The 22,217-nt window shown below is 61.8% G+C and carries 17 protein-coding genes and 1 pseudogene; 13 read left to right on the top strand and 5 right to left on the bottom strand.

Features of this window, described 5'->3' with window-relative positions; all coding sequences use genetic code 11:
• Window positions 1-15 precede the first annotated feature (15 nt).
• A complete protein-coding gene (locus tag QRM96_RS17045; RefSeq protein WP_285320377.1) occupies window positions 16-687 on the bottom strand; it encodes a glycosylhydrolase-like jelly roll fold domain-containing protein in 672 nt (223 codons plus the stop codon).
• Window positions 688-1,062: 375 nt separating this feature from the next.
• Between QRM96_RS17045 and QRM96_RS17040 the strand changes: the two genes are divergently transcribed.
• The 7 genes from QRM96_RS17040 to QRM96_RS21040 all read left to right on the top strand — a co-directional run bounded on the left by QRM96_RS17040 (window position 1,063) and on the right by QRM96_RS21040 (window position 9,875).
• Window positions 1,063-3,273, top strand: coding sequence for a glycoside hydrolase family 3 N-terminal domain-containing protein (locus QRM96_RS17040; RefSeq protein WP_285320376.1), 2,211 nt, complete (start codon window positions 1,063-1,065; stop codon window positions 3,271-3,273).
• 50 nt (window positions 3,274-3,323) lie between these two features.
• Window positions 3,324-4,283 carry an alpha/beta hydrolase gene (locus QRM96_RS17035; RefSeq protein WP_285320375.1) on the top strand — a complete coding sequence of 320 codons (960 nt, stop codon included), beginning with the start codon at window positions 3,324-3,326 and terminating at the stop codon, window positions 4,281-4,283.
• Between the two features lie 236 nt (window positions 4,284-4,519).
• Entirely contained in the window at window positions 4,520-5,815 is a 1,296-nt protein-coding gene (locus tag QRM96_RS17030; protein ID WP_285320374.1) for an ABC transporter substrate-binding protein, read from the top strand.
• Window positions 5,816-5,901: 86 nt separating this feature from the next.
• Window positions 5,902-6,846 carry a carbohydrate ABC transporter permease gene (locus QRM96_RS17025; protein WP_285320373.1) on the top strand — a complete coding sequence of 315 codons (945 nt, stop codon included), beginning with the start codon at window positions 5,902-5,904 and terminating at the stop codon, window positions 6,844-6,846.
• A 2-nt stretch (window positions 6,847-6,848) separates the two neighbouring features.
• On the top strand, window positions 6,849-7,691 hold the full coding sequence (locus QRM96_RS17020) for a carbohydrate ABC transporter permease (protein WP_285320372.1): 843 nt from the start codon (window positions 6,849-6,851) through the stop codon (window positions 7,689-7,691).
• Window positions 7,692-7,925: 234 nt separating this feature from the next.
• Entirely contained in the window at window positions 7,926-9,482 is a 1,557-nt protein-coding gene (locus QRM96_RS17015; RefSeq protein ID WP_285320371.1) for a family 43 glycosylhydrolase, read from the top strand.
• Window positions 9,483-9,773: 291 nt separating this feature from the next.
• Window positions 9,774-9,875: a hypothetical protein gene (locus QRM96_RS21040; RefSeq protein WP_350224076.1), complete on the top strand. Its 102-nt coding sequence runs from the start codon at window positions 9,774-9,776 to the stop codon at window positions 9,873-9,875.
• A gap of 14 nt (window positions 9,876-9,889) precedes the next feature.
• Here QRM96_RS21040 and QRM96_RS17010 read toward each other — a convergent pair.
• A pseudogene (locus tag QRM96_RS17010) lies at window positions 9,890-10,990 on the bottom strand (IS110 family RNA-guided transposase); the annotation flags it as partial.
• Window positions 10,991-11,368: 378 nt separating this feature from the next.
• Between QRM96_RS17010 and QRM96_RS17005 the strand changes: the two are divergent.
• Window positions 11,369-11,593: a hypothetical protein gene (locus QRM96_RS17005; protein WP_285320369.1), complete on the top strand. Its 225-nt coding sequence runs from the start codon at window positions 11,369-11,371 to the stop codon at window positions 11,591-11,593.
• 599 nt (window positions 11,594-12,192) lie between these two features.
• On the opposite strand, the gene QRM96_RS17000 is transcribed toward QRM96_RS17005, so the two are convergent.
• The gene (locus QRM96_RS17000) at window positions 12,193-12,609 is read right to left on the bottom strand and encodes a MarR family winged helix-turn-helix transcriptional regulator (RefSeq protein WP_285320368.1); all 417 of its coding nucleotides are present in this window, start codon (window positions 12,607-12,609) and stop codon (window positions 12,193-12,195) included.
• A 209-nt stretch (window positions 12,610-12,818) separates the two neighbouring features.
• Between QRM96_RS17000 and QRM96_RS16995 the strand changes: the two genes are divergently transcribed.
• Both QRM96_RS16995 and QRM96_RS16990 read left to right on the top strand, forming a co-directional pair.
• On the top strand, window positions 12,819-14,672 hold the full coding sequence (locus tag QRM96_RS16995) for a flavin-containing monooxygenase (protein ID WP_285320367.1): 1,854 nt from the start codon (window positions 12,819-12,821) through the stop codon (window positions 14,670-14,672).
• Window positions 14,673-14,863: 191 nt separating this feature from the next.
• Window positions 14,864-15,712 carry an SMP-30/gluconolactonase/LRE family protein gene (locus QRM96_RS16990; RefSeq protein WP_285320366.1) on the top strand — a complete coding sequence of 283 codons (849 nt, stop codon included), beginning with the start codon at window positions 14,864-14,866 and terminating at the stop codon, window positions 15,710-15,712.
• A 32-nt stretch (window positions 15,713-15,744) separates the two neighbouring features.
• Here QRM96_RS16990 and QRM96_RS16985 read toward each other — a convergent pair whose 3' ends face one another.
• On the bottom strand, window positions 15,745-16,341 hold the full coding sequence (locus QRM96_RS16985) for a TetR/AcrR family transcriptional regulator (RefSeq protein WP_285320365.1): 597 nt from the start codon (window positions 16,339-16,341) through the stop codon (window positions 15,745-15,747).
• Between the two features lie 108 nt (window positions 16,342-16,449).
• Between QRM96_RS16985 and QRM96_RS16980 the strand changes: the two genes are divergently transcribed.
• A complete protein-coding gene (locus tag QRM96_RS16980) occupies window positions 16,450-17,322 on the top strand; it encodes an SDR family NAD(P)-dependent oxidoreductase (protein WP_285320364.1) in 873 nt (290 codons plus the stop codon).
• Window positions 17,323-17,778: 456 nt separating this feature from the next.
• Here QRM96_RS16980 and QRM96_RS16975 read toward each other — a convergent pair whose 3' ends face one another.
• Window positions 17,779-18,075: a hypothetical protein gene (locus tag QRM96_RS16975; protein WP_285320363.1), complete on the bottom strand. Its 297-nt coding sequence runs from the start codon at window positions 18,073-18,075 to the stop codon at window positions 17,779-17,781.
• Window positions 18,076-18,477: 402 nt separating this feature from the next.
• Between QRM96_RS16975 and QRM96_RS16970 the strand changes: the two genes are divergently transcribed.
• A complete protein-coding gene (locus QRM96_RS16970) occupies window positions 18,478-19,149 on the top strand; it encodes a TetR/AcrR family transcriptional regulator (RefSeq protein ID WP_285320362.1) in 672 nt (223 codons plus the stop codon).
• A gap of 591 nt (window positions 19,150-19,740) precedes the next feature.
• Window positions 19,741-22,158, top strand: a complete 2,418-nt coding sequence (locus QRM96_RS16965) for a glycoside hydrolase family 3 N-terminal domain-containing protein (protein ID WP_285320361.1) — start codon at window positions 19,741-19,743, stop codon at window positions 22,156-22,158.
• Window positions 22,159-22,217: the final 59 nt, after the last annotated feature.

Here is a 22,217-nt window from a genome sequence, read left to right as displayed (position 1 = left end):
CATCAGGGCGGCCAGTCACGTGGCCGGACAGGTCAGCAGCTTCACCGGTCCGTGGAGCCCGGCGGGCAGTGGCGGGGCGTCGGCCTCGAAGACGACAGATCCGGGCAGGGTCCCGGGGCCTGCGGCCGCATCCCCCATCAGCCGATTGGCCCACGGTTTGGCCACTGCCATTTCCAGGGTGTTGCCACCGGGCCGGATGGCGTCCGTAACATCCACCCGGAATGGCCGTGTCCAGGCGACGCCGACATGTTGTCCGTTCAACCGGACCTCGGCCAGGTCACGGACGTCGCCCAGGTCCAGGACCACCTTCGACACCGCCGCCGGCTCCCAATGGAAATTGTGGCGATACGTTGCCCGGACGGAGAAGTACTCCACACCGGAAAGGCGGCTGTCAGCGTCCGGCCCGCTCCATAGGCCCACTGCTGGAAGGGCGGTCTTGGGCGGCAGCTGCCCGTCACCGTCGAACACCACGTCCCACGGCCCGTGAAGCGGGTGGTCCAGGGCCACCGCCGTTAGCGACGGCAGCGCTGCAGGCAAGCTCTGACCGCGCTCCAGTAGCACAAAGACGGAGCCGAACGCGGGCAGTTCGACGTTTTCGACGGACGTTCCATCACCCTCCGCGGTGCTAGCCGGCATTTCGGCGCGGCTGGCCGCCACCCCTTCCCCCAGTTGGCTTCCGCCAGCCATTCCAGGTTTTTGACGATGCCGGCTTCATCGACATTCCGTCCATCCAGTGCCACCACGCCCGGGGCCGGGCGGACATCGGCGGATCGGTGAACTCCTTAAAAAGCCGGTCAAAGGGGCGATCGTCGCGGGCGAGCGGGCAGGTTCTTGGGGCATGGGTAGCAATCCTTGGGTGGAGGGATCAGGCAGGGGACCGGATTATTCACCCTTCGGCGCGGGGTCCGGGAATTTCAGGGGCAAGATCATGCGGACACTGGATGGCGGGCATAGCGGAAATCTATTTCCACGGAGGTGGCCGCCGTCGTACGGTGCCAAGGAACCTTTTTGCCGTGCCGTGTATCGTCCTGGGGCGGCTCCCCATCCCACGAAGGAATAAGCATGGCCGCCCGTACAGACGTTGAAAACCTACAGAACCGGGAACCCCGGGACTTTATTGACAACCTCATCTCAGTGATGAGCTGGGAAGAGAAACTGGGTCAGTTGCAGATCGCTTTCCGCCCTCAGTTGGAGGGCGCGAAGGAACTGGTCCGGGGAGGAACCGGTGCGGTTTTCTGGCCGCGGAGCGCGGAAGCGACCAACGAACTTCAGCGCGTCGCACGCGAGGAGACGCCGCACGGCATTCCACTGCTGGTGGGGTTGGATGTCATCCACGGGCAACGGACCACTTTTCCGGTTCCCTTGGCGCAGGCCGCAAGTTTTGATCCCGCCGTGGCCGCCGCGGACGCCCGTACTTCTGCCCGGGAGGCAGCATCAGGCGGGGTGAACTGGACGTTTTCGCCCATGATGGATGTTTCCCGGGATCCGCGGTGGGGACGCGTCGTCGAGGGGTTTGGTGAGGATGCATACGTCAACAGCGTTTTTGGTGCGGCGAAGGTCCGCGCATACCAGGGCCAACGCCTCGATGATGACGGCTCGATCCTGGCGTGCGCAAAGCACTTTGTGGCCTACAGCCAGGCCGAGGGCGGACGTGACTACAACACTGTGGATGTGTCCACCCAAAGGCTTCGCAATACCTACATGGAACCGTTCCGTGCGGCTGTCGAGGCAGGGGTCGCCACCGTGATGGCCGCTTTCAACACGGTGTCCGGCCGGCCTGCCCACGCCAACACCCACCTCCTGACAGATGTCCTGAAGGGGGAATGGGGTTTCGACGGTGTTGTGGTGGGCGATGCCGACGGTGTGGTGAACCTCCTGGACCACGGAGTGGCGGGCACTCTCCGTGACGCTTTAGCGCAGTCCTACAGGGCCGGCCTTGATGTTGAAATGGGCGGGAACGCAGTCAGCTTCAATGGCGTTGCGGCCGTGACGCCGGAGGATGTTTCCTTGGAACGGGTCAATGACGCCGTCCGCCGGGTGCTGTCCCTCAAGTACGCCCTGGGACTCTTCGACAATCCGTACCGGAACGCTGCGCAGGAGATTACGGCGCCGACGCCGGACTCGCGCGACGCCGCCAGGGAGGCGGCCGAGAAGAGCCTGGTCCTGTTGAAGAACGACGGCGGGATCCTCCCCGTGCCGCCCGGCCCCCTACGGGTTCTCCTGACGGGCCCCTACGCTCAAAGCACTGACCACCTCGGAGCCTGGGTGCAGTCCTTCGCCGCACCGTCGGAGAGCCTGGCGGAGGCCATCCACCGGGAGTGCCCGGACTGGTCCGTCACCGTCATGGAAGGCACGGGCTTCTTCAAGGGCAACCCGGAGGACCATGCGGCCGTAGCAGCAGCCGCAGCGAAACATGATCTGGTGGTCATCGCGGCAGGTGAACCATCAGCATTGACCGGGGAAGCGAGCTCACGGAGCGACCTCAGGCTGCCCGGCGACCAGGAGGAACTGATCCAGGCCGTTGCCGGGACGGGCACGCCGTTTGCTGTGGTGATGTTCAACGGCCGTCCATTGGTAACCGATGCGTGGATCGATTCCGCACCCGCAGTCCTGGAAGCCTGGCACCTCGGCATTGAGGGGCCAGCGGCCGTGGCGCGTGCGCTCAGCGGCGCGGTGAACCCCGGCGGCAGGCTTCCCATGACCTTCCCCCGGTCCTCAAGCCAAGTGCCCATCTACTACGACCACGAAAACACCGGGCGCCCGGCGACGCACTCCGCCAGTCTCGACGAGGACCCGGGGGACGTTGCCCTGATGGGGCCCGCAAACACGGACGACAGGTACACCTCCAAGTACCGCGACCTGCCGCTGGGGCCCCGGTTCCCGTTTGGTCACGGGTTGAGCTACACATCGTTCCGCTACGAGGGACTCCGCCTGCTTCAGCAGGACCTGCCGCTCGAAGCGCTGCGGGCAGGGGAGCGCTTCCGGTTGGACGTCACCGTGGCAAATACCGGAAACCGGACGGGAGACGAGGTGACGCTGGTGTGCATCCGGGACAGGGTGGCGTCCCTTGCCCAGCCCACCAGGCGGCTGCGCGGATTTACCCGGACCACTTTGGACGCCGGAGAAACGGCAACGCTTACTTTCGAACTCGGGTGGCAGGACCTTGGCTTCTGGGACAACCACGGAAACTACCTGGTGGAGCCGGGAGAGATCGAGATCCACGTCGGCGGCAACGTCGAGGGTGACCTTCACGCCGTGCTGGAGCTTACCTAAACCGTGGCGGGCCAGTACTTCTGACAGAGACTACGAAAGAAGGCAGCGCCATGCCGTTCCACCCGTCCATTGCTTCACGCCTGAAGCTCCTGGAGGGCATTCCCTCAAAGGCCGCGGCCATCTCCGACCCCGGATTTCGGTCGGCGCTGGAGGCCTTCGACTCCTACCCTGATGCGACGCCGCCTCCCTCGGTGGTGACGGAGGAACGTACTGTCCCCGGGCCTCACGGCCCGGTTCCCGTCAGGATCTACCGGCCCCACGGTCAAGCGAAAGCGCTTCGGCCAGGATTTGTCTGGGTGCACGGAGGGGCTTTCAAATTCGGTGACCTAGACATGAGGGAAGCAGACTGGACGGCGCGGGACATGGCAGCCACGGCGGACGCCGTCGTGATCAGCGTGGACTACCGGCTCGCAGTGGACGGCGTGACATACCCCGTTCCCTTGGATGACGTTGTCTCATCAATCAGGTGGGTCCGCGCCCACTCCGCCGATCTAGGGATCAGCCGAGTATCAGTTGGCGGAGCGAGCGCAGGGGCCAACCTCGCCGCCGGGGCAGCGCTGCGCCTGCGGGACGAAGACGGGTGGGTGCCCAGGCAGCTGATCCTGGTGTACGCGATCCTGCATGGAACCCTTCCGCCGCCGTCCGAATCCTTGGCGAAGGCACAGCAAGAGATGCTGCCGGTCATGAGGCTGACAGCCGACGTGACAGCTGGGATGGTGAAGAACTACGTGGGTGAGGAGTGGTCCACACCCTCGGGCTACGCTATGCCAGGGTCCGCCAACCTCACCGGGCTCGGACCCACCCTGGTACTGAATGCAGAGTACGACGATCTCCGCGCGTCCGGGGAGGCCTTCAGCGCCTCGCTTGCCGCAGCCGGTGTTGACATACAACAGGTCCTGGTCAAAGGTCTCCTGCACGGCTTCCTGAACCTCTCACGCGATTTCACGCCAGTGGGGGACGCGTTGAACCTGATGGCGAAGCAACTGCGAGTGGCATCCCCTGGAGTTTGAGCCCTACAGCCACAGCCTCCGGAAAACCTTTTCCCGGGGCTTGTGGCTGCTGGCGTGTGTAAGCGCCATCACTGCCGTGAATGGAGGCCATAAGCAAAGTCGCGTGGACGGTGGGAAGGAACCACGGTCTACTGGATTTACAAGGAAAGCGGACGGTGAATCTCCCACGGCCGCACCCACGAGGGCCTGGCGTTTCCTATAGGTCGCCCCTCGACAAGGATGTTGAAAGGTAACCCGTGTCATTGAATCTCTCTAACCGCCGGCGGTGGCTGTCCGCCGCAGCTACAGCCGTTGCAGCTTCCGTTGTCCTCACCGGCTGTGGCGGCTCCGATGCCTCCGCTCCGGCTGGCAGCGAGCCGCAGACCATCAAGTTCTCCTACTCCACCGCCAACCCCAACGACACGTTCATCCAGGACACCGTCGCCGCGTTCGAAAAAGAAAACGCCGGAGTCAAGGTTGAACTGATCAAGCTGCCGGCCGAAACGCAGCCACAGACCACCACCACACAGCTTCAGGGCGGCAGCGCCGCCGATGTGATCAGCATCTTCTCCGGGCAGGGGCAGGTGGGATCCATGAACGGATTTGCCAAGGCCAACCTGCTGCTTGAGCTCAAGGAGCCGGAGTTCAGTCAGACGCTGCCCAAGAGCATTGAAAAGCTCTTCAAGTACGAAAACAAGGTCTACGCGGTTCCGCTGTCCTCAATGCCGGCTGGCCTGATCTTCAACGAGGCCAAGGCCCAGGAAATCGGTGTCAAGCTGGACAATTCCTCAAGCTTCGACGACCTCCTGCAGCAGTGCAAGGTGGCAAAGGACAAGGGCGTGTCGCTGGCAGCTTTGGCAGGCACCGTGCCTGCTAACCCCGGGATCCTGGCGTTGACCCTTGCATCATCGTCGGTATACGGTCCCAACCCGGAATGGAATGTCGACCGGGCCGCCGGTAAGACCACTTTCGCCGGTGATGAGGGGTGGAAGGAAGCTGTTGACGGCGTCAAGAAGATGTACGATGCCGGTTGCTTCCAGGACGGTGCAGCAGGGGCAGGGTTCGATGCCCTCATTGGTGCCGTGGGTCAAGGAAAATCCCTTGGCTTCTTTGCTCCCGGTGGAGCAGCCAAGAGTATCGCGGATGGTTCCAAGGGCGCGGTGAACCCGGTTGTCCTGCCCGTACCCGCTCCCGGCGCATCCGAGAAATTCCTGGGGACCACCGCCGAACTGGCGTTGGCTGGCAATGCGAAGACCAAGAGCCCCACTCTGGTGAAGAAGCTGCTCAAGTTCTTCACCGACAAGGAGGGCGCAGAAATGGTGGCCAAGGGCCAGGGCACCCTTCCCGTAAACCTCGGCGACTACAAGCTGCCCGCCAGCTACGAGCCCATCGCGGACCTGTACAAGAACGACAAGGTCCGGCCCCTGCCGCAAAGCGACTGGCCTTCCGCGAAGGTCTACGACAGCCTCGGTAAGGGAATCACCGCCATGATCACCGGGCAGAAAACGTCTGCCGATGTCCTTAAGGACATGGATACGGCCTGGGGCAACTAACCGGCTGGTGCCGGCCGGTTGGGGCGGCCGGTTGGGGCGGCCGGCACCGGACTTACCCCTCCGCAACAAAACAAGGAACTGCGACAGTGACTATTACCAACGGACGAATCATTCCCCCGGGGACTGACACAAGAGAACCAGACCCGGCACCGGTACGGCGTCCCTCCGGAATCGGCTTCGGCCGCTGGTGGTGGGCGCTTCCAGCCGTGACCCTCACCATCGTGGTGACATACCTGGCGACGGCGTTCGGTGCTTTCTTCGCTTTCACTGACTGGACAGGGCTGGGCTCGTTCAAGTTCGTTGGATTCGACAACTTCGTCCAGGTTTTCAAGGATCCGGCACTTGTCGGTTCGGTCCGGAATACGCTGTTCCTCGCCGCCGGATACGTTGTCTTCACCAACCTCTTCGGACTGCTCTTCGCGCTGGCGCTGAACCGGACACTGAAGACGCGGTTTGTCCTCCGGGCACTGATCTTCATGCCCGTGGTTCTGAGCTCCGTGGCGGTGTCCTTCATCTGGAAATTCGTCTTCGCGTACGACGGGCCGCTCAACCAGTTCCTCTCGGCGGTGGGCTTCGACTCCCTCAAGCAGGACTGGCTTGCGAACCCCTCCCTGGCGTTGTGGTGCATCCTGGCCGTCATGGTCTGGCAGAACATCGGCTTTGTCATGGTGATCTACCTGGCTGGACTGGCCACTGTTCCCGTGGAGCTGGAAGAGGCCGCCGGCCTGGACGGTGCGGGTGTGTGGCAGACGTTCACCGGCGTCGTCCTTCCCACCATCAGGCCGTCCGTTGCCATCGCCACCGTCCTGACCCTGATCCAGGGCCTCTCGGTCTTCGACCAGGTCCTCACACTGACCGGAGGCGGGCCGGGGGATGCAACCCAGACACTCGCCTCACAGATTTACCAGCAGACATTCGTCTACGGGGCCTTCGGCCTGGGGGCTGCCGCCGCGCTCGTCCTCACCGTTTTCATCCTGATCCTGGCCGTCGTCCAGCAGGTCGTCGTGCGCGACCGCAACAACGGAGAATAGCAATGCATCGTTACACCAAGTGGTCACTGGCCCGGGAAATTCTGGTTGTCATCGCCAGCATCATCATGCTCCTTCCGTTTTGGATCGTGATCAGCACGTCGTTGAAGACCAGCGACGAAGTGCTGACCACGTCGGCCTTCGCCCCGCCGAAAGCGGCAACCTTGGACAACTTCATCCAGCTGCTGTCGCCGGAAGGGAGCCAGTCCGGCAACGTGTACCAGGGCCTGTTCAGCAGCCTCCTCATCACCATCGGCACAGTGCTGGTCCTGATAGCGCTGTCGTCCGCGGCTGCGTACGTCTTCGCCCGGAGCACACGCAAACTGTCAAACACAGTGTTCAGGATCTTCCTGATCGCGATTGTCCTCCCCACCCAGCTTGGCGTCCTTCCCCTCTACATCGGCGCCCGCAACCTCGGCCTCGTAGGAAGCCCATGGGGGATGATTGTGATCTACACGGCCATGACCATGCCGTTTGCCGTGTTCCTCTACTCAGGCTTCTTCCGCCGCCTGCCCCGGGACTACGAAGAAGCAGCCACCCTTGACGGTGCCAGCAGATTCCAGATTTTCACTAAGGTGATCTTCCCCCAAATGGCCCCAGCCACCGGTACCGTGGCCATCCTGTCAGGCCTCCTGGTCTGGAACGACTTCTTCACGGCTGTCATCTTCCTAAACGGCTCGCCCTATATGACCTTGCCTGTCGTTGTCTACAACTTCGTGGGCAGCCTAGTCTCGCAATGGAACCTAAGTTTCGCCGTGGTCCTGATTGCCATGGCCCCGGTGCTGCTGTTCTATGTCTTTGCCCAAAAGAAGCTGATGCAGGGCTACGCTGGCGGCATCAAAAGCTAACGAAGCGCCTTGTATTCGGCACGTGTAATAGAACCGGTTCCTCCGCGCGGCCGGTTTATACACCTTTGAGCTGAACCTGAACGAGTCGAGAAATCAATCCCTCAAACCTACCCAATGTAGAGACGTACGGACTTGCCAGTGTTGCACCAAAAGATTTGGGGGCATCATTTGGGCGGTACTTTTCTACGTCTTACCAGGCTCTTTCACCGAGAGACAACGAACGGAAGCAACATCTTGCGCACATCTGAAAGTCCTAAATGGCTGAACGTGCCCGGCGCCGTTGAAGGCCAGCGACAAGCCGACCTTGGGGATGGGACATACATCAATCCCATCTTCGCCGGCGACCACCCGGACCCTTCCATCCTCCGGGACGGAGAGGACTACTACATCACGTTCTCTTCGTTTGAATCGACTCCCGGACTCATCATCTGGCACTCGCGGGACCTACTCAACTGGGCTCCCCTCGGCCCTGCGTTGTCCGATCCCCTGGGGAACGTCTTTGCCATGGATATGTGCAAAGTGGGCGACAGGTATTACATCTACATCCCGGTGATCCCGACGGACGTTTCACCGGATCCATCCGCTCCCGCGCAGATCTACGTCATCCATGCCCAGGATATGAAGGGGCCGTGGAGTAAACCCATAAATTTGGGAATCTCCGGCCACATCGACCCGGGGCATGTCGTGGGGGAGGACGGACACCGGTACCTGTTCCTGAACGGCGTCAGCCGTGTCCGCCTAACACCGGACGGCCTGGCAACGGACGGACCCATTGAGCACGTTTACGACGGCTGGAAATATCCCGAGGACTGGGTCACGGAGGCCTACGCGCTGGAAGGCCCCAAGCTAACCGAGCGCAACGGCTGGTTCTACCTGACGACGGCAGTGGGCGGCACGTCAGGGCCGCCCACCGGACACATGGTCACGGTCGCTAGGTCGCGCTCGGTCCACGGACCCTGGGAGGATTGCCCGTCGAACCCCATCATCCGCACCTGGGACGCAGAAGAACCTTGGTGGAGCAAAGGGCACGCCACCCTTTTCGAGGGCCCTCGCGGCCAGTGGTGGAGCATCTACCACGGCTACGAGAACGGGTTCTCCACCCTGGGACGCCAGACGCTGCTAGAACGCATCGAGTGGACCGCCGACGGCTGGCCCATGGTGGCCGGCAAGGACCTGTCGCAACCGCAGCCTTCGCCGCTTCCCGGCGGTTCGCAGGGACCGGGCGGGCACGGGCTGGCACTCTCCGACGACTTTTCGGAGCCCCGCTTCGGAGTGCAGTGGTCGTTCCACGCGCCGTCGAAGGACGAGTACCAGCGCGTGTCTACGGGCGACGGCCTCGTGCTGACAGCCAATGGAAGCAGCCCGGCCGACACCTCTCCCTTGACCTGCATCGTCGGAGACCACCGGTACGAAGTGATCGTTGAGGTTGAGGTCGAGGAGGGCGCCACCGGTGGCCTGCTGCTGTACTACAGCCGCCGTCTCTTCTGCGGAATGGGCCTGGACGGGGAGAAGATGACTACGTATCGGGCGGGGGAGCCGATTCCGTACTGGCGCGAACCTGCCGCGTCCTCACGCGTCATGCACCTCCGAATCGTCAACGATGCCCACATCGTAACCATGTACTACAGCGTCGACGGGGAGGAATGGACACGGCACGGCTTGCGGTTCGAAGTCTCCGGGTTCAACACGAACACCGTCGGGGAACTGCTCAGCCTCCGCCCTGCGCTCTTCTCATCCGGCGAGGGAAGCGTGAGGTTCCGGAAATTCCAGTACCGCGCCCTGGACGACTAAGGCAAACCAGCGTGCCGGTTTCCCCGCCCTCGAGCACACACCTGGCGTTCGAACTCGTGTGCTCCTCCGACGTGGTCCCGGTGAGTGTAATTAGTAATGAGGACCGTTGAGACTACTTCGCACAGACTGAGTTGTCTTTGCTGCTTCAGCGACCGAGGGGTGTTCTTGCGGAGGAGCTCCCATAAGCAGTTGGTGCCTAAGCGCTGACGCTTCGTCTGTCGATGTACGTCTGCGCAATCTCTCTCCTCCTAATACGAAAGTAAGGCTCGTCAGGCTGCGGTGGCCGGGGTGATGGTGACGTTGAAGCCGAGGTTGTTGAGCTTCTTGATGGCGTTGTTCTTGGCTTTGATCGGGTCCAGACGGGTGAAGTGGTCAGCACCGGGGTCGGCGTAGCATTCGCCGTCGGCGAGCATGTGCCAGACGGCTGTAAGGATGGAGTGTTCGAGGGCCACGGTGGCTTTCATGGGTCCGCGCCGGGCGGCGATGCGCCAGTATTTTGCGGCCAGGTAGGTGTTTTTGCTCCGGGAAGCGGACAGGGCTGCGATGCCCAGGGCGCCTTTGAGGTATTTATTGCCGGGCAGGATGTGTGCTGACTTGATACGTCCGGCGGATTCGTTGGCGCCGGGACAGACGCCTGTCCAGGAAGCGAGCCGGCCGGGTGTTTCGAAGCGGGACATGTCCGCCCCGGTTTCGGCGATGATCACATCGGCGACTTTGAGTGAGACTCCTGGGATGGTGGCCAGGAACTCCCTGGCGGCACGAAAGGGCTCCATCGCTTCCTCGATCCGTCCGGTGAGCGCGTCGATGATGCGTGACTGGGCATCGATCTGGTCCAGATGCAACCGGGCCATGAACGCGTGGTGGGCCTTGAAGCGGCCGGTCAGGGCCTCCACGAGCTCGGGGATTCTGGAGCGGAGGGTGCCTTTGGCGAGACCGGCGAGGACCTCCGGGTTACGTTCACCGCTGACAAGGGCCTCGAGCATCGCCCGGGATGAAACACCGGTGAGGTCCGAAACCACGGAGGAGAGCTTGATCCCGGAGCCTTCCAGGAACTTCTCCAAGCGCTGGATCTCCCTGGTCCGGTCACGGATGGCAATGACCCGGGCCCTGGTCAGGTCCCGTAGTTCCCGGATCGGTTCGGGCGGGACGAACGAGCCTCGAAGCAGCCCGTGCGCGCCCAGCTGAGCGAGCCAGGCTGCATCGGAAACATCAGTTTTGCGACCCGGGATGTTCCTTGCAGCCTTGGCGTTGACCAGCATCACCGGCAGCGTTTCTTCGAGGAGATAGAAGAAGGGTTTCCAGTAATCGCTTGTGGCTTCCATGACCACCGTGGTGACGTGCTCGCCTTCCAGGAAGTCCCGCAGGGCAAGGATCTGCCCTGTGGTTGCGCCCCACGTTGTGACCGTAGAGGTGTAGGTTCCGGCCCGCTGCCCGGGCAGCCGGAGACAGACCTTCGCGTCGCGTTTGGAAATATCCAAGCCCGCAGCCCGCTCGTGCACGATATCCATGACTATTCCTCCTGACCCTTGACCTCGTCATGATGGCGTCTGCCGCGGGGAGGACAGGGAAAACAGAGGAATCTAACACTCGTGCTCCAAGGCAACAATTCACGGTTCCCGTGGAAGCCCTCCGCGCCACGCTAGCCCACAGGCTCACCCACAGCACCATAGACGAACCGGCGTCCACCGCGGCCGACACCACCATGATCCGTCCGAAACCTCGTCCGCGGACAGAGTCCGAGGCGCGGCAACCGCATACTTTCTCCCACCACGGCGCGCCAACGACGCTAGACCGCTAGCCCCGGTGAAGGGAGCCCCGCGCCCGGGGGGCACGATGGCCACCGGCAGGAGCAAGAGACGTCTCATGCTCTCGATATAGTCGCCTATGTGGGACTCATGCAGCTCGTCGAGCAAGCCGTGCTCGTCGAGTACATCACAGCCGAGCAGAGCCCCACTTGCAGCGTGGACCCCACGATCCGCGCCGTCATCGTCAAACTCTCCACCTGGCCGGAGCCTGACTCCGCGGACCTGGGCCAGATGCAGAACCAGTTGCTCCTGGACGTCAACACAGCCCTCGACCACTTGCTTGCCATACCGAATGCGAAAGTATGAATCGCGTGACTCGATAGCACTACGCGAACACCCTAATCTTCACCGCCGACACACGTCCGTGTGCCTAAGCTCTGGTAGTCCAGAACAAGCGGATCCTGTATGTCTGCGACGTCGATGCCCGCCTCTTCTCTGACGCATCAAGAGTGGACCTTGGGGAACTCTGGTCCTGCCGGCTTCGTCACGACAACGCCCACGTCTTAACGATTCCCGGGCTGCGCTAACGGGGCTTGGGCCCTAATCGCAGGAGAACCTGCCCTGACTCATCCATGTGAACGTCCGGCAGGCCAGCTCCGAGCAATCCTTTTGGGCCAAGACAGCCAGACTGCGGAGAACCTGCGACTGGCGATGAGTTCCCGGACCAACATCGATACGGCGGTAGGAGTGATCATCGCCCAGAACCGGTGCAACCAGGACGAAGCGATTAGAGATTTAGGCAAGGCCTTTCGGCGGGTTGAGGTTCGAAACCCCGGATGCGGCCTGCCGACACGCCCTAAATGTCTTGAAGGATGCCAATGCCGTTTCCGACACTAACCCAGGATTCTCCCGGGGCTACCTCCGTATCCCGTGCGTACTCTGACTGTCACTAAGGGCTCGTGATTTCAGCCGGAAAGATTCCGCATTTCTCTGCTTATGGCTCCAAGACCAGTTTCAAGGGCTCGAAGCTCATCGAGACTAAGGCGAGCCAAGATGTTTTCGCCGAGTTCAGGCCTTGTGGCCATTAGTTCGCGTACGACTGCTCTTCCAAGCGCGGTTGCTTCCATGACGCGCACTCTTTGGTCGCTGACGTCCGACACCCGCGTGGCTAACCCAGCTGCCACAAGACGGTCCAAAAGTTTGGACATGGATGCCATCGACACTCCAAATTGACTAACCAGTCGCCCGATGGAAACTCCACGAGCTGACGTGACAATCACCGACAGGACTTTCAGCTGCTGAATGGTGAGATCTGTCGTCAGGAAAGCTTGTAGTACCAGCGGAAGTGAACGGATCGCTACAGCAACAGCGAGATTGTTCACGCTCTCCTGGAGCGCTTGGTGGTCCTGGGCAACGTGCGGCATGGAGCCACCGTACCTCCTGCCATCGCTTTGACCGATTACTTAGCTTAACGCTAAGTTTTTAGTTAGCTTCACACTAAGTTCTTTTAAGAGTAGTCCCCCTGTTGCTTGCGGACCGGCGGCGAACGTTCGGCCACCGGGACGACAACTCATTACTGGAGGAAAGACAAATGTTTTCCACGGCCCAATTCCACACTGCCACTGAGCCAGCAACCATCGACGAACTGCGCGCCAAGTACCGCGAGGAGCGTGACAGGCGCATCCGCCCAGAGGGGCTTGGTCAATATCGCAGTACTGGCGGAAGCTTTGGTTTTTACGCCGTTGACCCCTATTCCGAGAAGACCATGCGTCAGCCTGTTAGCGACCGCGTGGAGGTTCTGGTTATCGGCGCCGGCTTCGGCGGCCTGCTTACGGCGGCACGTCTACGGGAGGCTGGCGTCGAATCAATTCGGTTGATGGATGAGGCCGGGGACGTGGGGGGCACCTGGTATTGGAACCGCTACCCGGGCATACATTGCGACATTGAGTCCTACGTGTACATGCCCTTACTGGAGGAGGTGGGTTACGTCCCCTCTTGGCGTTACGCACCCGGGGAAGAGATCCGGCAGCACGCCATAGCCATCGCCAAGCGGTTTGATCTGTATCGCGACACGCTCTTTCATACCCGCGCTACAGGCCTCAAGTGGAATAACGAGGCGGAAGAATGGACGGTTGAGACCGACCGGGGCGACCGGTTCCGGGCGCGCTATGTCGTCACTTCTTCCGGAACCCTAACGCAGCCTAAGTTGCCCAACATTCCCGGAATTGAGACCTTCAGAGGCCATACATTCCACACCAGCCGCTGGGACTACGGATATACCGGAGGAACAGCTGATGGGGGCCTGGTCGGGCTCACCGACAAGCGGGTCGCAGTCGTCGGGACCGGGGCCACCGGCGTTCAGGTTATCCCTCATCTGGGCAGAGATGCGCAGCAGTTGTTGGTGTTCCAGCGAACCCCGTCGACTATCGACGTCCGCGACAACAGACTGACCGACCCACGCTGGGCTGCGTCCTTGGGCCCGGGGTGGCAGCGCGAAAGGATGGAGAACTTCCTTGAAGTTCTCTCCGGAGAACCGGTCACGGAAAGCCTTGTGAATGATGGTTGGACCCGCACCGTGCAATTGCAGCGCAAATTCCTGTCGGGCTCCGTTGACAAGAGCCTGAGCGATGACGAACGTGAAGCCCGAGATGAGATCGCTGACTGGGAGGTGATGTCTCGTATTCGCGCCCGAGTAGATGAGATCGTGGACAACCCTGAAACGGCGGAGTTGTTGAAGCCGTGGTACCGGTATATGTGCAAACGTCCGTGCTTTAGCGATACATACCTGCAAACGTTCAACAGGCCCAACGTGACACTCGTCGACACGGCCAGCACCGGTGGAATCACCCGGATGACGGAGACTTCCATCGTGGTGGGCGACGACGAGTACGAGGTGGATTGCGTCATTTTTGCCACAGGATTCGAAGTGGGAGTGTCGGGTATCCTTTCAGGCACTCTTCCGGTCACGGGTCGTCACGGCAAATCCCTTCTGGCCGCATGGGATGAGGGCCCCCGCACACTCCACGGCTTCTACACTCATGGCTTTCCCAATCTGTTCAATCTTGGGGTCATGCAGAACGCAAACTCCGTCAATTACGCGCACATCCTGCAGGAACAGGCAGAGCACATAGCCGCAGTCATCCAAGCGGCCAGGGCGACCGTAACAGGTGTCGTGGAACCCAGCCCCGAATCGGAAGAAGCATGGTGCGCCCACATCGCGGAGACGGCAACCAGCGACGGTGGGTTCCTGGCAGAATGCACCCCCGGCTACTACAACGGCGAAGGAACCCGCGTTGCGTCCCCGACAACCTACAGCCCCGGACCCGTCGCCTTCCACCACCTCCTGCGGCACTGGCGGCAGGAATCCATGCAAGATGTCCTTAGGTCGTCGCCGGCTGGCGGCAAGGCGCGCCGCGTGCACGCGGGACCAAAGGCGGCAGGCTAGTGCCGGGAAAATGGCAGCGGCTCGTTGCCACCGCAGCAGCGCTCACCGCTCTCACCACCCCACTTTCTGCCTGCACCGCTCCGGGTCAGCCCCCGCCGGAGCAGAACGTGGAGCAGGCCGGGGCGCAGTCGGTGGGGCAGCAAACGGCGAAGCGTCTGTTTCAGGTATCGGCTGTTCACGAGGCAACGGGAATGACTCTGCTCGAAGGGCCGGTCTTTGGCCCTGACGGGGGGCTTTACCTGGTAGACGTGATGGCTCCAGCAGGTGGACCAAAGGTTATGAAACTGGACGTTTCATCCGGATCTGTGGAGACCGTGTACACGGACGATGCCAGCGCTTTCACTTCGGCGCAGTTCAGCCCTTATGACGGACGCTTGTACCTTACGGACTTTGTTGGCGGTACCGTTCAAAGCGTCACCGATGCGGGGAAGGACCATCGGACGTTCTTCCAGGGAACACCGGACGGCGTTGCCATGAACCCCGACGACATCGCCTTTGACCGCGACGGAAACCTGTACGTCACGGATGCCGCCGGGTCGCAGGATCCTTACTGGAAACCTACCGGCCGCCTGGTCAGGATCGACAGGGACACCGCTGAAGGGAACGTTCTTGCCCGAGACTTGCCGGCGCCGAACGGTATTGCCTTCACCGCCGCTTATGACGGGCTATGGGTGAGCCACAATACCGGCAATCAAATTGACTACCTGAGCCTCAGCGCTGACGGCCGAAAGGTGCAGACAGCTCATCCTGCAGTACATGTAAGCGCAGGCGTCGGCCAAGTGGATTCCTTGGCCGTCGACGCAGCAGGGAACACGTACGTCGGGCTGCACAACCGGGCGGCTGTCCTCGTCTATCGACCCGATGGCGAACTGACTGCCACCATCGCCGCACCTGGGAAGGACGGCGTTTCATCAGCAACCAACATCGCCATCAGGCCAGGTACCACGGAAGGTTATATGACCGTAAGTGGCAAGGATGGAGGATTCATATACGGCTTCACGGCCCTCGCCGATGGAGTGCGGCAATCCAACGGTGGATAGAAGGCCCGATGGAGCGTAAGGGCACCAGGATCTCATCTTGTTCCGGCACCGGCTGCGGCAGGCAAGAGCAGCTGAGCCATGTCGTCGCACTCCGCGTCCGTTAAAGGCTTGGGATGCGTTTGCGTCCACATAACGGCCCCAAAGAAAGCGAGCTGGGCTATGAGGTCACGCTGCTCCGGTTCGATCTCGGCCCGCTCGACTGAGCGAGCGAGCACGGCGTGGAAGGGGGCGAGGGCTCTGTGCAGCGCTGCTGACATCAAATCCTGCAGCTCGGCGGACGTGGATCTTGCCGCCTCCGTGAAGGCCTGACCCTCGGGCAACTCTGCATTGTCGCGCACAGTTCGTAACAGCACGGACAAATCATGACAGCTCGAGCCGGTGTCAGGAACAACGTCATAGCGGGCCAGGAGTGGCTCCAGGACGGCAGCCAGCAAGGCCGCCCGCGTAGGCCAACGCCGGTATACCGTCGTGCGGTTTACACCTGCAACCTTGGCTACGGCCTCAATCGTGAGGCCGGCATAACCTCCCCGTGACAGTTCCGCGGTGGTGGCACTTAGAACGGCATCAACTACCTGCGAACTGCGCGCGCCCTGCTGGACTCCCCGTGTTCTGCGCATTGAATCGGCCATGGAACAGCATTCTATTGACCTTTAGAAAAGGCAACAGTATGTTGCCTTTAGGCAATGGAGCCCCGTCGTCCGGGAGCCCGGCGCCCTCCATAACCAACGAGGAGCACGATGAGCACACAAAACGTTGATTTCGCCGAGACGATGGGCTTCGACCGACTGCCGACGCACATTGTCGAAAAGCGGGTCACCGACCTGATGGATCTCACAGGAAAAAAGGCAGTAGTCACCGGAGCAGGGGGAGGCGGTCTGGGCCAGGCCATCGCCAACCGGCTTGCCGGCCTGGGGGCCGACGTCGCTGTCATTGATTTGAATAAGGACGGCGCCGTCGCTAACGCAGAGACCATCGAACGCCGATGGGGCACGCGAGCCATCCCGTTCCAGGCAGACCTGTCCGATTGGGATCAGGTGCATTCTGTTGTCTCGGAAAGCACGCAGGCTCTCGGGGGCCTGGACATCATGATCAATAACCCCGTTCAGGTGGTCTCCGACAGGTTCGAAAACCACACCAAGGCGGACATCGACTACACCGTCCACGGGAGCTTGACGATGCTGATTTACGGCGCACATGCCGCGGTCGAGCACTTCCTGCCCCAGGGCCACGGCCGCATTATCAACATCGCGTCTGTTGGTGGACGGATACAGCACCGCGGACTTACCGTCTACAACGCGGCAAAGTCGGGTGTTATTGGCTTCACCCGCAATCTTGCCCATGAGTTCGCCTCACGGGGGATCAATGTCCTGGGGGTAGCTCCCGGGCTCATGATCAACCCCCTCCTGAGGGACATCCTGGCCAATGCCTCCGACGAGCAGGCTCTGGCCGCGAAAGGTTCGATGCTGGAAGCGGTTGACCGCTATATCCAGCTCGGGCGCGTATCCATCCCGGAAGAGGTTGCGAACATGGTCGCCTACCTCAGCACAGAGGCCGCTGACTATATGTGCGGCCAGACAATCGATGTAGCGGGCGGGCAGTGGATGGGGTGACGCCCCCAGGCCCACTCCATAGGGGGTGTGAGGTCAGCAGGAGGTCACCATCCTCCTGCTGACCTCACGGTTCAGGGAGCAGGGCAGCCTTCGATGCTGGGACGCCTGCCCACCCCTAGATGCACAGCAGGGCAGGCGCCCGCTTCCTCTAGAAAGTACAACTCAATTCCCGGAACCTTCTCAATGATGCGCCTGTACTGAGCACCGTCCTGCATGAGCCACAGGATCTTTCCGTCGGCAGTTATCGCCTCGACCTGGCCACTGTCAACCTGCACGCCGTTTCGATATATTGCGACGTGCCGTCCTGCGGCCGCCGTCCAATCGTCGACTGCGGACGGCACCGTCCGATCAGAAAAGCCTGCGGCGTGAATGCTCATATGAAGGCCTTTACGAAACCGGGGGGTAGGTGGCAGGAGAGTGCGGCGGGTGGAGCATGCGTGCCCTGAGCTGCACGTTTCAACACAGGGCCGATAGCGCCGGGGCGAGGTTAGCGTCTTCGTGCCTGCGAGGGCCGCCTTCCGGGGCTGCCCGAAGGCGCAAGTCCTGTTCCAGCACGATCCCGCGCTGGACGTCACTGGAGAATTGGACGGTGAACGTCCTGTGGTCGTGGCGGGTCACCAGGATCCCGTCCCGGGCGTTCGAGTTTTGCCTGGACATGAGTTCGGCGACGGCGGAGTCCAACGCCTCCTCCAGCTGCCTGCGGCTGTCTATGGTCAGCCGCAGGCGGCCAATTCCATTGCTAGGTACTTCCATGTCAACTTTTCCTTTTAGCGGTTGGGCAAATGCAGGGGCACCGCGTTGATAGCAAGACGGCCACGGCGTCCTTGCGTGGGAACTTGTTATTCCAAGGGCAGGGAGCTCGGGGCTATGGGCTTCAGAGACTGGCGGCTTCCCGGCTTGGGCCAGCGGTGCGGAGGCCACGCTTGGGCATTCGCCGTGCCTCAACAATTGGTCTCACATTTCGAGATCTTGCAGGCTGGTAAGGCCTCAGGGACTCAGGTAGAGTCTGTGAGACCTCTCTTTTCGGGATTTTTTCCCGGCGTGGTAAAAAAGATATGCGGGGATACCCGTAAGGTCAAGTCACTGCTCCAGGCCGGCCCTTCGCGAGCAGAAGTGGACTAAGGCGAGTGCGGTCGGACGCGAAAAGGAGTGGCTATGACAAGCGTGGAGAGCGTGAAGCCACGCCGGGGCCGGCCGCGGCGGGTTGATCGCGAACGAATCATCGAGGCCGCCAAGGTACTTGACCCGGCAACTCTGACAATGCAGGCCCTCGCTGAGGAGATTGGCGTGGACCGGAAGACTCTGCATTACCACGTTGACAACCGCGACTCGCTGCTGCGGATGGTTGCTGCCGATGCATTCCGTGAGGCAGTTGCGGCCCACGATTTCACTCCCGAGAAGGACTGGAGGAAGGCCATACGCGCATTTGCCCATATCACCAGGGATGCCGTCATGGCTGCCGGTGCATGGGCAAGTTATGTCGGCTACGAAACCGAGGCCGATCTTGAGGCTATCCGACCGGCCGAGGCGGCTGCGGAGGCGCTCGTTGCCGCGGGTCTGGCTGAAGCTGAAGCCGGACGGGTGATAGCGATGCTGGCAGGCCTTGCCTTCACGTCCGCCACGGACCGCTCCATCCCAAAAACCGCTGGCCGGCACCCTCAGGAACCCGTCCTTGAACACCTGCTTGAGAAGGCCCCGCAAGAGGAGTTCACACTTCTCCGCAAGCTGGTTGGAGGCCGGTCAACGGAACTCGGCACCGAAGAGCAGTTTGCCTTCAATCTCGACATTGTGACTCTTGGCGTGGAGCGCCTGCTTGAACGGCCGTGAGGCGGAGCTTCGTCACGATTTGCACCATTAGGGTCAACGGCGCACCACTTAGGCACCTCCCTCGGGTGACAGGCCGGGAGGGACTGCCACAGCTGCATGACGGTTGACTGCTGGTTCCACGCGTGACTTTTGTCGACCTCCGCCTTCTCCTGACTGCGCCTGCACTGCGGGGTTCTCCAAGGTCAAGTCCGTTTCCTGCCCGCGCTCCCTCCGGTCACCCCATCGTGCATCACTGGACATGTCGGCCCTTGCGCCGACCCAAGCACTGCTTCTGGCTACCCGGCCCAACTGCCAGGACAAGCTCCCGCCATGCGATGCCGCAAGCTGACTTTGGCGTGCGACTTGACTCACACTGCTGGGCCATCTAGGGTTTTTCCCACCCCGGGAAAAAACGGGCGCCGCGGTGGGAACACCAGCGGCCTGCTTCAACGGTGAAGGACAACCGTGGCGAGGACAGCCTGCAGACCCACGGGTCTGCACCGCAGACCAGCTTTGTTCCGGCGTCGTCAGGCACACCAGTAAAGCGTTGAGGGACTGACCCCCCCTCTTGCCACGCCCGCGGTGTCGCGGGCTGGCGGAATAGGAGACCCAGTGAAAAACCAAGTACTGTCCACCCCTGATGTGGCGGTTCCCGTCGCAGACCAGGTCGAAGACCTCATCTCGCGCATGACCCTGGAGCAAAAGGTCGCCCAGCTCCAGTGCACCATCCCCATCACAGGCCACCTCGACACAGGCTTGGCCAAGTTCCCCCACGGTCTGGGCGCTTCCGGAAGCATCAGCACCGGGGTATCCATTGAGGCCGACGCCGACCACTACGACCAGGTCCGGGACGCCGTGATGGCCAAAACCGACCTGTCCGTGCCGCCGTTGCTCCATGGCGAGGCTGTCTCAGGCTGGACGGGACTTGGAGGGACAGTATTTCCCTCGGCGATCGGGCTGGGGGCCACGTGGCAACCGGACACGGTCGAAGGCATGACCGACATCGTCCGTGAGCAGATGCTCTCCGTTGGGGTGCGCCAGGCGCTGTCCCCCATCATGGACGTCGCCCGGGATCCCCGCTGGGGCCGCGTAGGCGAGACCTACGGCGAGGACCCCACGTTGTGCGCTGCCATGAGCGTTGCCTTCGTGAAGGGCCTGCAGGGGCAGAACCTTGCCGACGGCGTGGCCGCCACCGGAAAGCACTTCCTCGGCTTCGGCCTCGGGGAAGGCGGTCTGAACATGACATCCAACCCGATTTCCCCGCGCGAGCTCCGCGAGGTCTACGCCAAGCCGTTTCAGGCTGCCATCACCGAGGCCAACCTCGCTGGCATCATGAATTCCTACGGCACCATCGATGGCGAACTCATTATCGCCTCAAAGCACATCCTCGATGATCTGCTGCGCGAAGAAATGGGCTTCGAAGGCCTGGTCGTTTCCGACTACATGTCCATCAACCTCGCCGTCGACCTGAACATCGGAGCAGACCCCACCGACGGTGGCATTAAGGCACTCAAAGCCGGGCTCGATGTTGAATTGCCCACGCCCTACGGCTTCACTGACGGCTTGGTCGAGGCAGTCAGGCGCGGAGAGCTCGAAGAGCGTTTCATCGACCGCGCGGTACGCCGCATGCTGACCCTTAAAGCTAAGCTCGGCCTCCTTGAAGACAACGCAGCACGCAAAGAAATGATCGCAGCCGCCTACGAGCCGGAATCCACCAAGGCACACAGCCTGAAGGCGGCGCGCGAATCGATCGTTCTGCTGAAAAATGAAGGGCTTCTTCCGCTAAGCAAGGCTACGAAGAAGATCGCCGTCATCGGCCCCCACGCCAACTCTTTGCGGCTGTTCTTCGGCTGCTACACCTACCCGGCTTCAATCGATCTGGCAATGAGCGGGACCATGTCGGAAATGGCGGGAATGCTCGACCTTCCTGAATTGACCGCCTCATATGAACAGCCCCCGCTGGCGCCGCTCTTTGAGGGCAGCGACGTCCGCTCGGAGCCCGCAGCGGTCGAGCAGGCGCTTCAAGGTGCGCTGGGGCACAAAACCCCGACCATCGTTGCCTCCATCCAGGACAAGTGCCCCGAAGCCGAAGTTGTGTACGAAAAGGGCTGCGACATTGCCGGCACCAACCGCACGGGTTTCGATGCTGCTGTTGCCGCCGCCAAGGACGCGGACGTTGTCATTCTGACCCTCGGCGGTAAGTACGGCTGGGGCAGTTCCTGCACCTCCGGGGAAGGCATCGACACGGCCAACGTCGGCCTTCCCGGGATCCAGGAAGAACTTGCCCAGCGCATCTTCGAGACCGGCACACCCGCTGTCATGGTGCACATGGACGCCAAGCCGCTCTCCAGCGTCTACGTCGCCGAACACTTCCCGGCCATCCTCGAAAACTGGTTCCCGGGTGAAACCGGAGGCCAGGCACTGGCTGAAGTACTTTTCGGCGACTACAACCCTGCGGGACGTCTGCCGATGACGGCGGTCAGGGACGCCGGCCAGATCCCCCTTTACGCAGCCCACCGCCGCAGCAACAGCTTCAGCAGCGCCGGGACCATGATCATGAACCGGTACGTGGACGGTTCCAAGGTCCCCCTGTTCCACTTCGGGGAGGGAAAGAGCTACACCACCTTTGAGTACTCCAACCTCAACCTGACCCCGACGGTTACAGCCGACGGCGCGGTGCAGCTGTCCTGCGATATCACCAACACCGGGCAGCAGGACGGCGAAGAGGTCGTCCAGGTGTACGTCCGTGACGAGCTGTCCAGCATGGTCCGTCCGGTGCAGGAACTGGCAGGATTCAACCGGGTGTTCGTCAAAGCCGGGGAAACAAAAACCGTTCACTTTTCGATGCGGGCTGACCAGTTCGCCTTCCTTGACGTCGACATGCGCTGGGTTGTTGAAGCCGGCCAGATGACCGTCAACGTCGGGGCTTCCTCAGCTGATATCCGCTTGACGGGATCGTTCGACATCGAGAACTCCGCCGTCATTGATGGAAAAAACCGCGGCTTCTACGCCACAACCACCGTCTCCTGACTCCACACTGTGCGGGACACTCCGGGCAGGACGCCCGCGTGTCCCGCACTCGTCCGCCC

The organism is Pseudarthrobacter sp. lyk4-40-TYG-27 (assembly GCF_030209295.1).
Taxonomy (GTDB): Bacteria; Actinomycetota; Actinomycetes; order Actinomycetales; family Micrococcaceae; genus Arthrobacter.
The sequence above is the reverse complement of the archived record's forward strand: the minus strand, read 5'-3'. Positions and strand labels throughout refer to the sequence as shown.

Coding starts and splice junctions, on each gene's coding strand:
- QRM96_RS16985 (WP_285320365.1), bottom strand. CDS start 16,341: ATGGCCGATTCAATGCGCAGAACACGGGGAGTCCAGCAGGGCGCGCGC.
- QRM96_RS16970 (WP_285320362.1), top strand. CDS start 18,478: ATGACAAGCGTGGAGAGCGTGAAGCCACGCCGGGGCCGGCCGCGGCGG.
- QRM96_RS17040 (WP_285320376.1), top strand. CDS start 1,063: ATGGCCGCCCGTACAGACGTTGAAAACCTACAGAACCGGGAACCCCGG.
- QRM96_RS16980 (WP_285320364.1), top strand. CDS start 16,450: ATGAGCACACAAAACGTTGATTTCGCCGAGACGATGGGCTTCGACCGA.
- QRM96_RS16990 (WP_285320366.1), top strand. CDS start 14,864: ATGACTCTGCTCGAAGGGCCGGTCTTTGGCCCTGACGGGGGGCTTTAC.
- QRM96_RS17045 (WP_285320377.1), bottom strand. CDS start 687: ATGGCTGGCGGAAGCCAACTGGGGGAAGGGGTGGCGGCCAGCCGCGCC.
- QRM96_RS17035 (WP_285320375.1), top strand. CDS start 3,324: ATGCCGTTCCACCCGTCCATTGCTTCACGCCTGAAGCTCCTGGAGGGC.
- QRM96_RS21040 (WP_350224076.1), top strand. CDS start 9,774: ATGGTGACGTTGAAGCCGAGGTTGTTGAGCTTCTTGATGGCGTTGTTC.
- QRM96_RS16975 (WP_285320363.1), bottom strand. CDS start 18,075: ATGGAAGTACCTAGCAATGGAATTGGCCGCCTGCGGCTGACCATAGAC.
- QRM96_RS17020 (WP_285320372.1), top strand. CDS start 6,849: ATGCATCGTTACACCAAGTGGTCACTGGCCCGGGAAATTCTGGTTGTC.
- QRM96_RS16995 (WP_285320367.1), top strand. CDS start 12,819: ATGTTTTCCACGGCCCAATTCCACACTGCCACTGAGCCAGCAACCATC.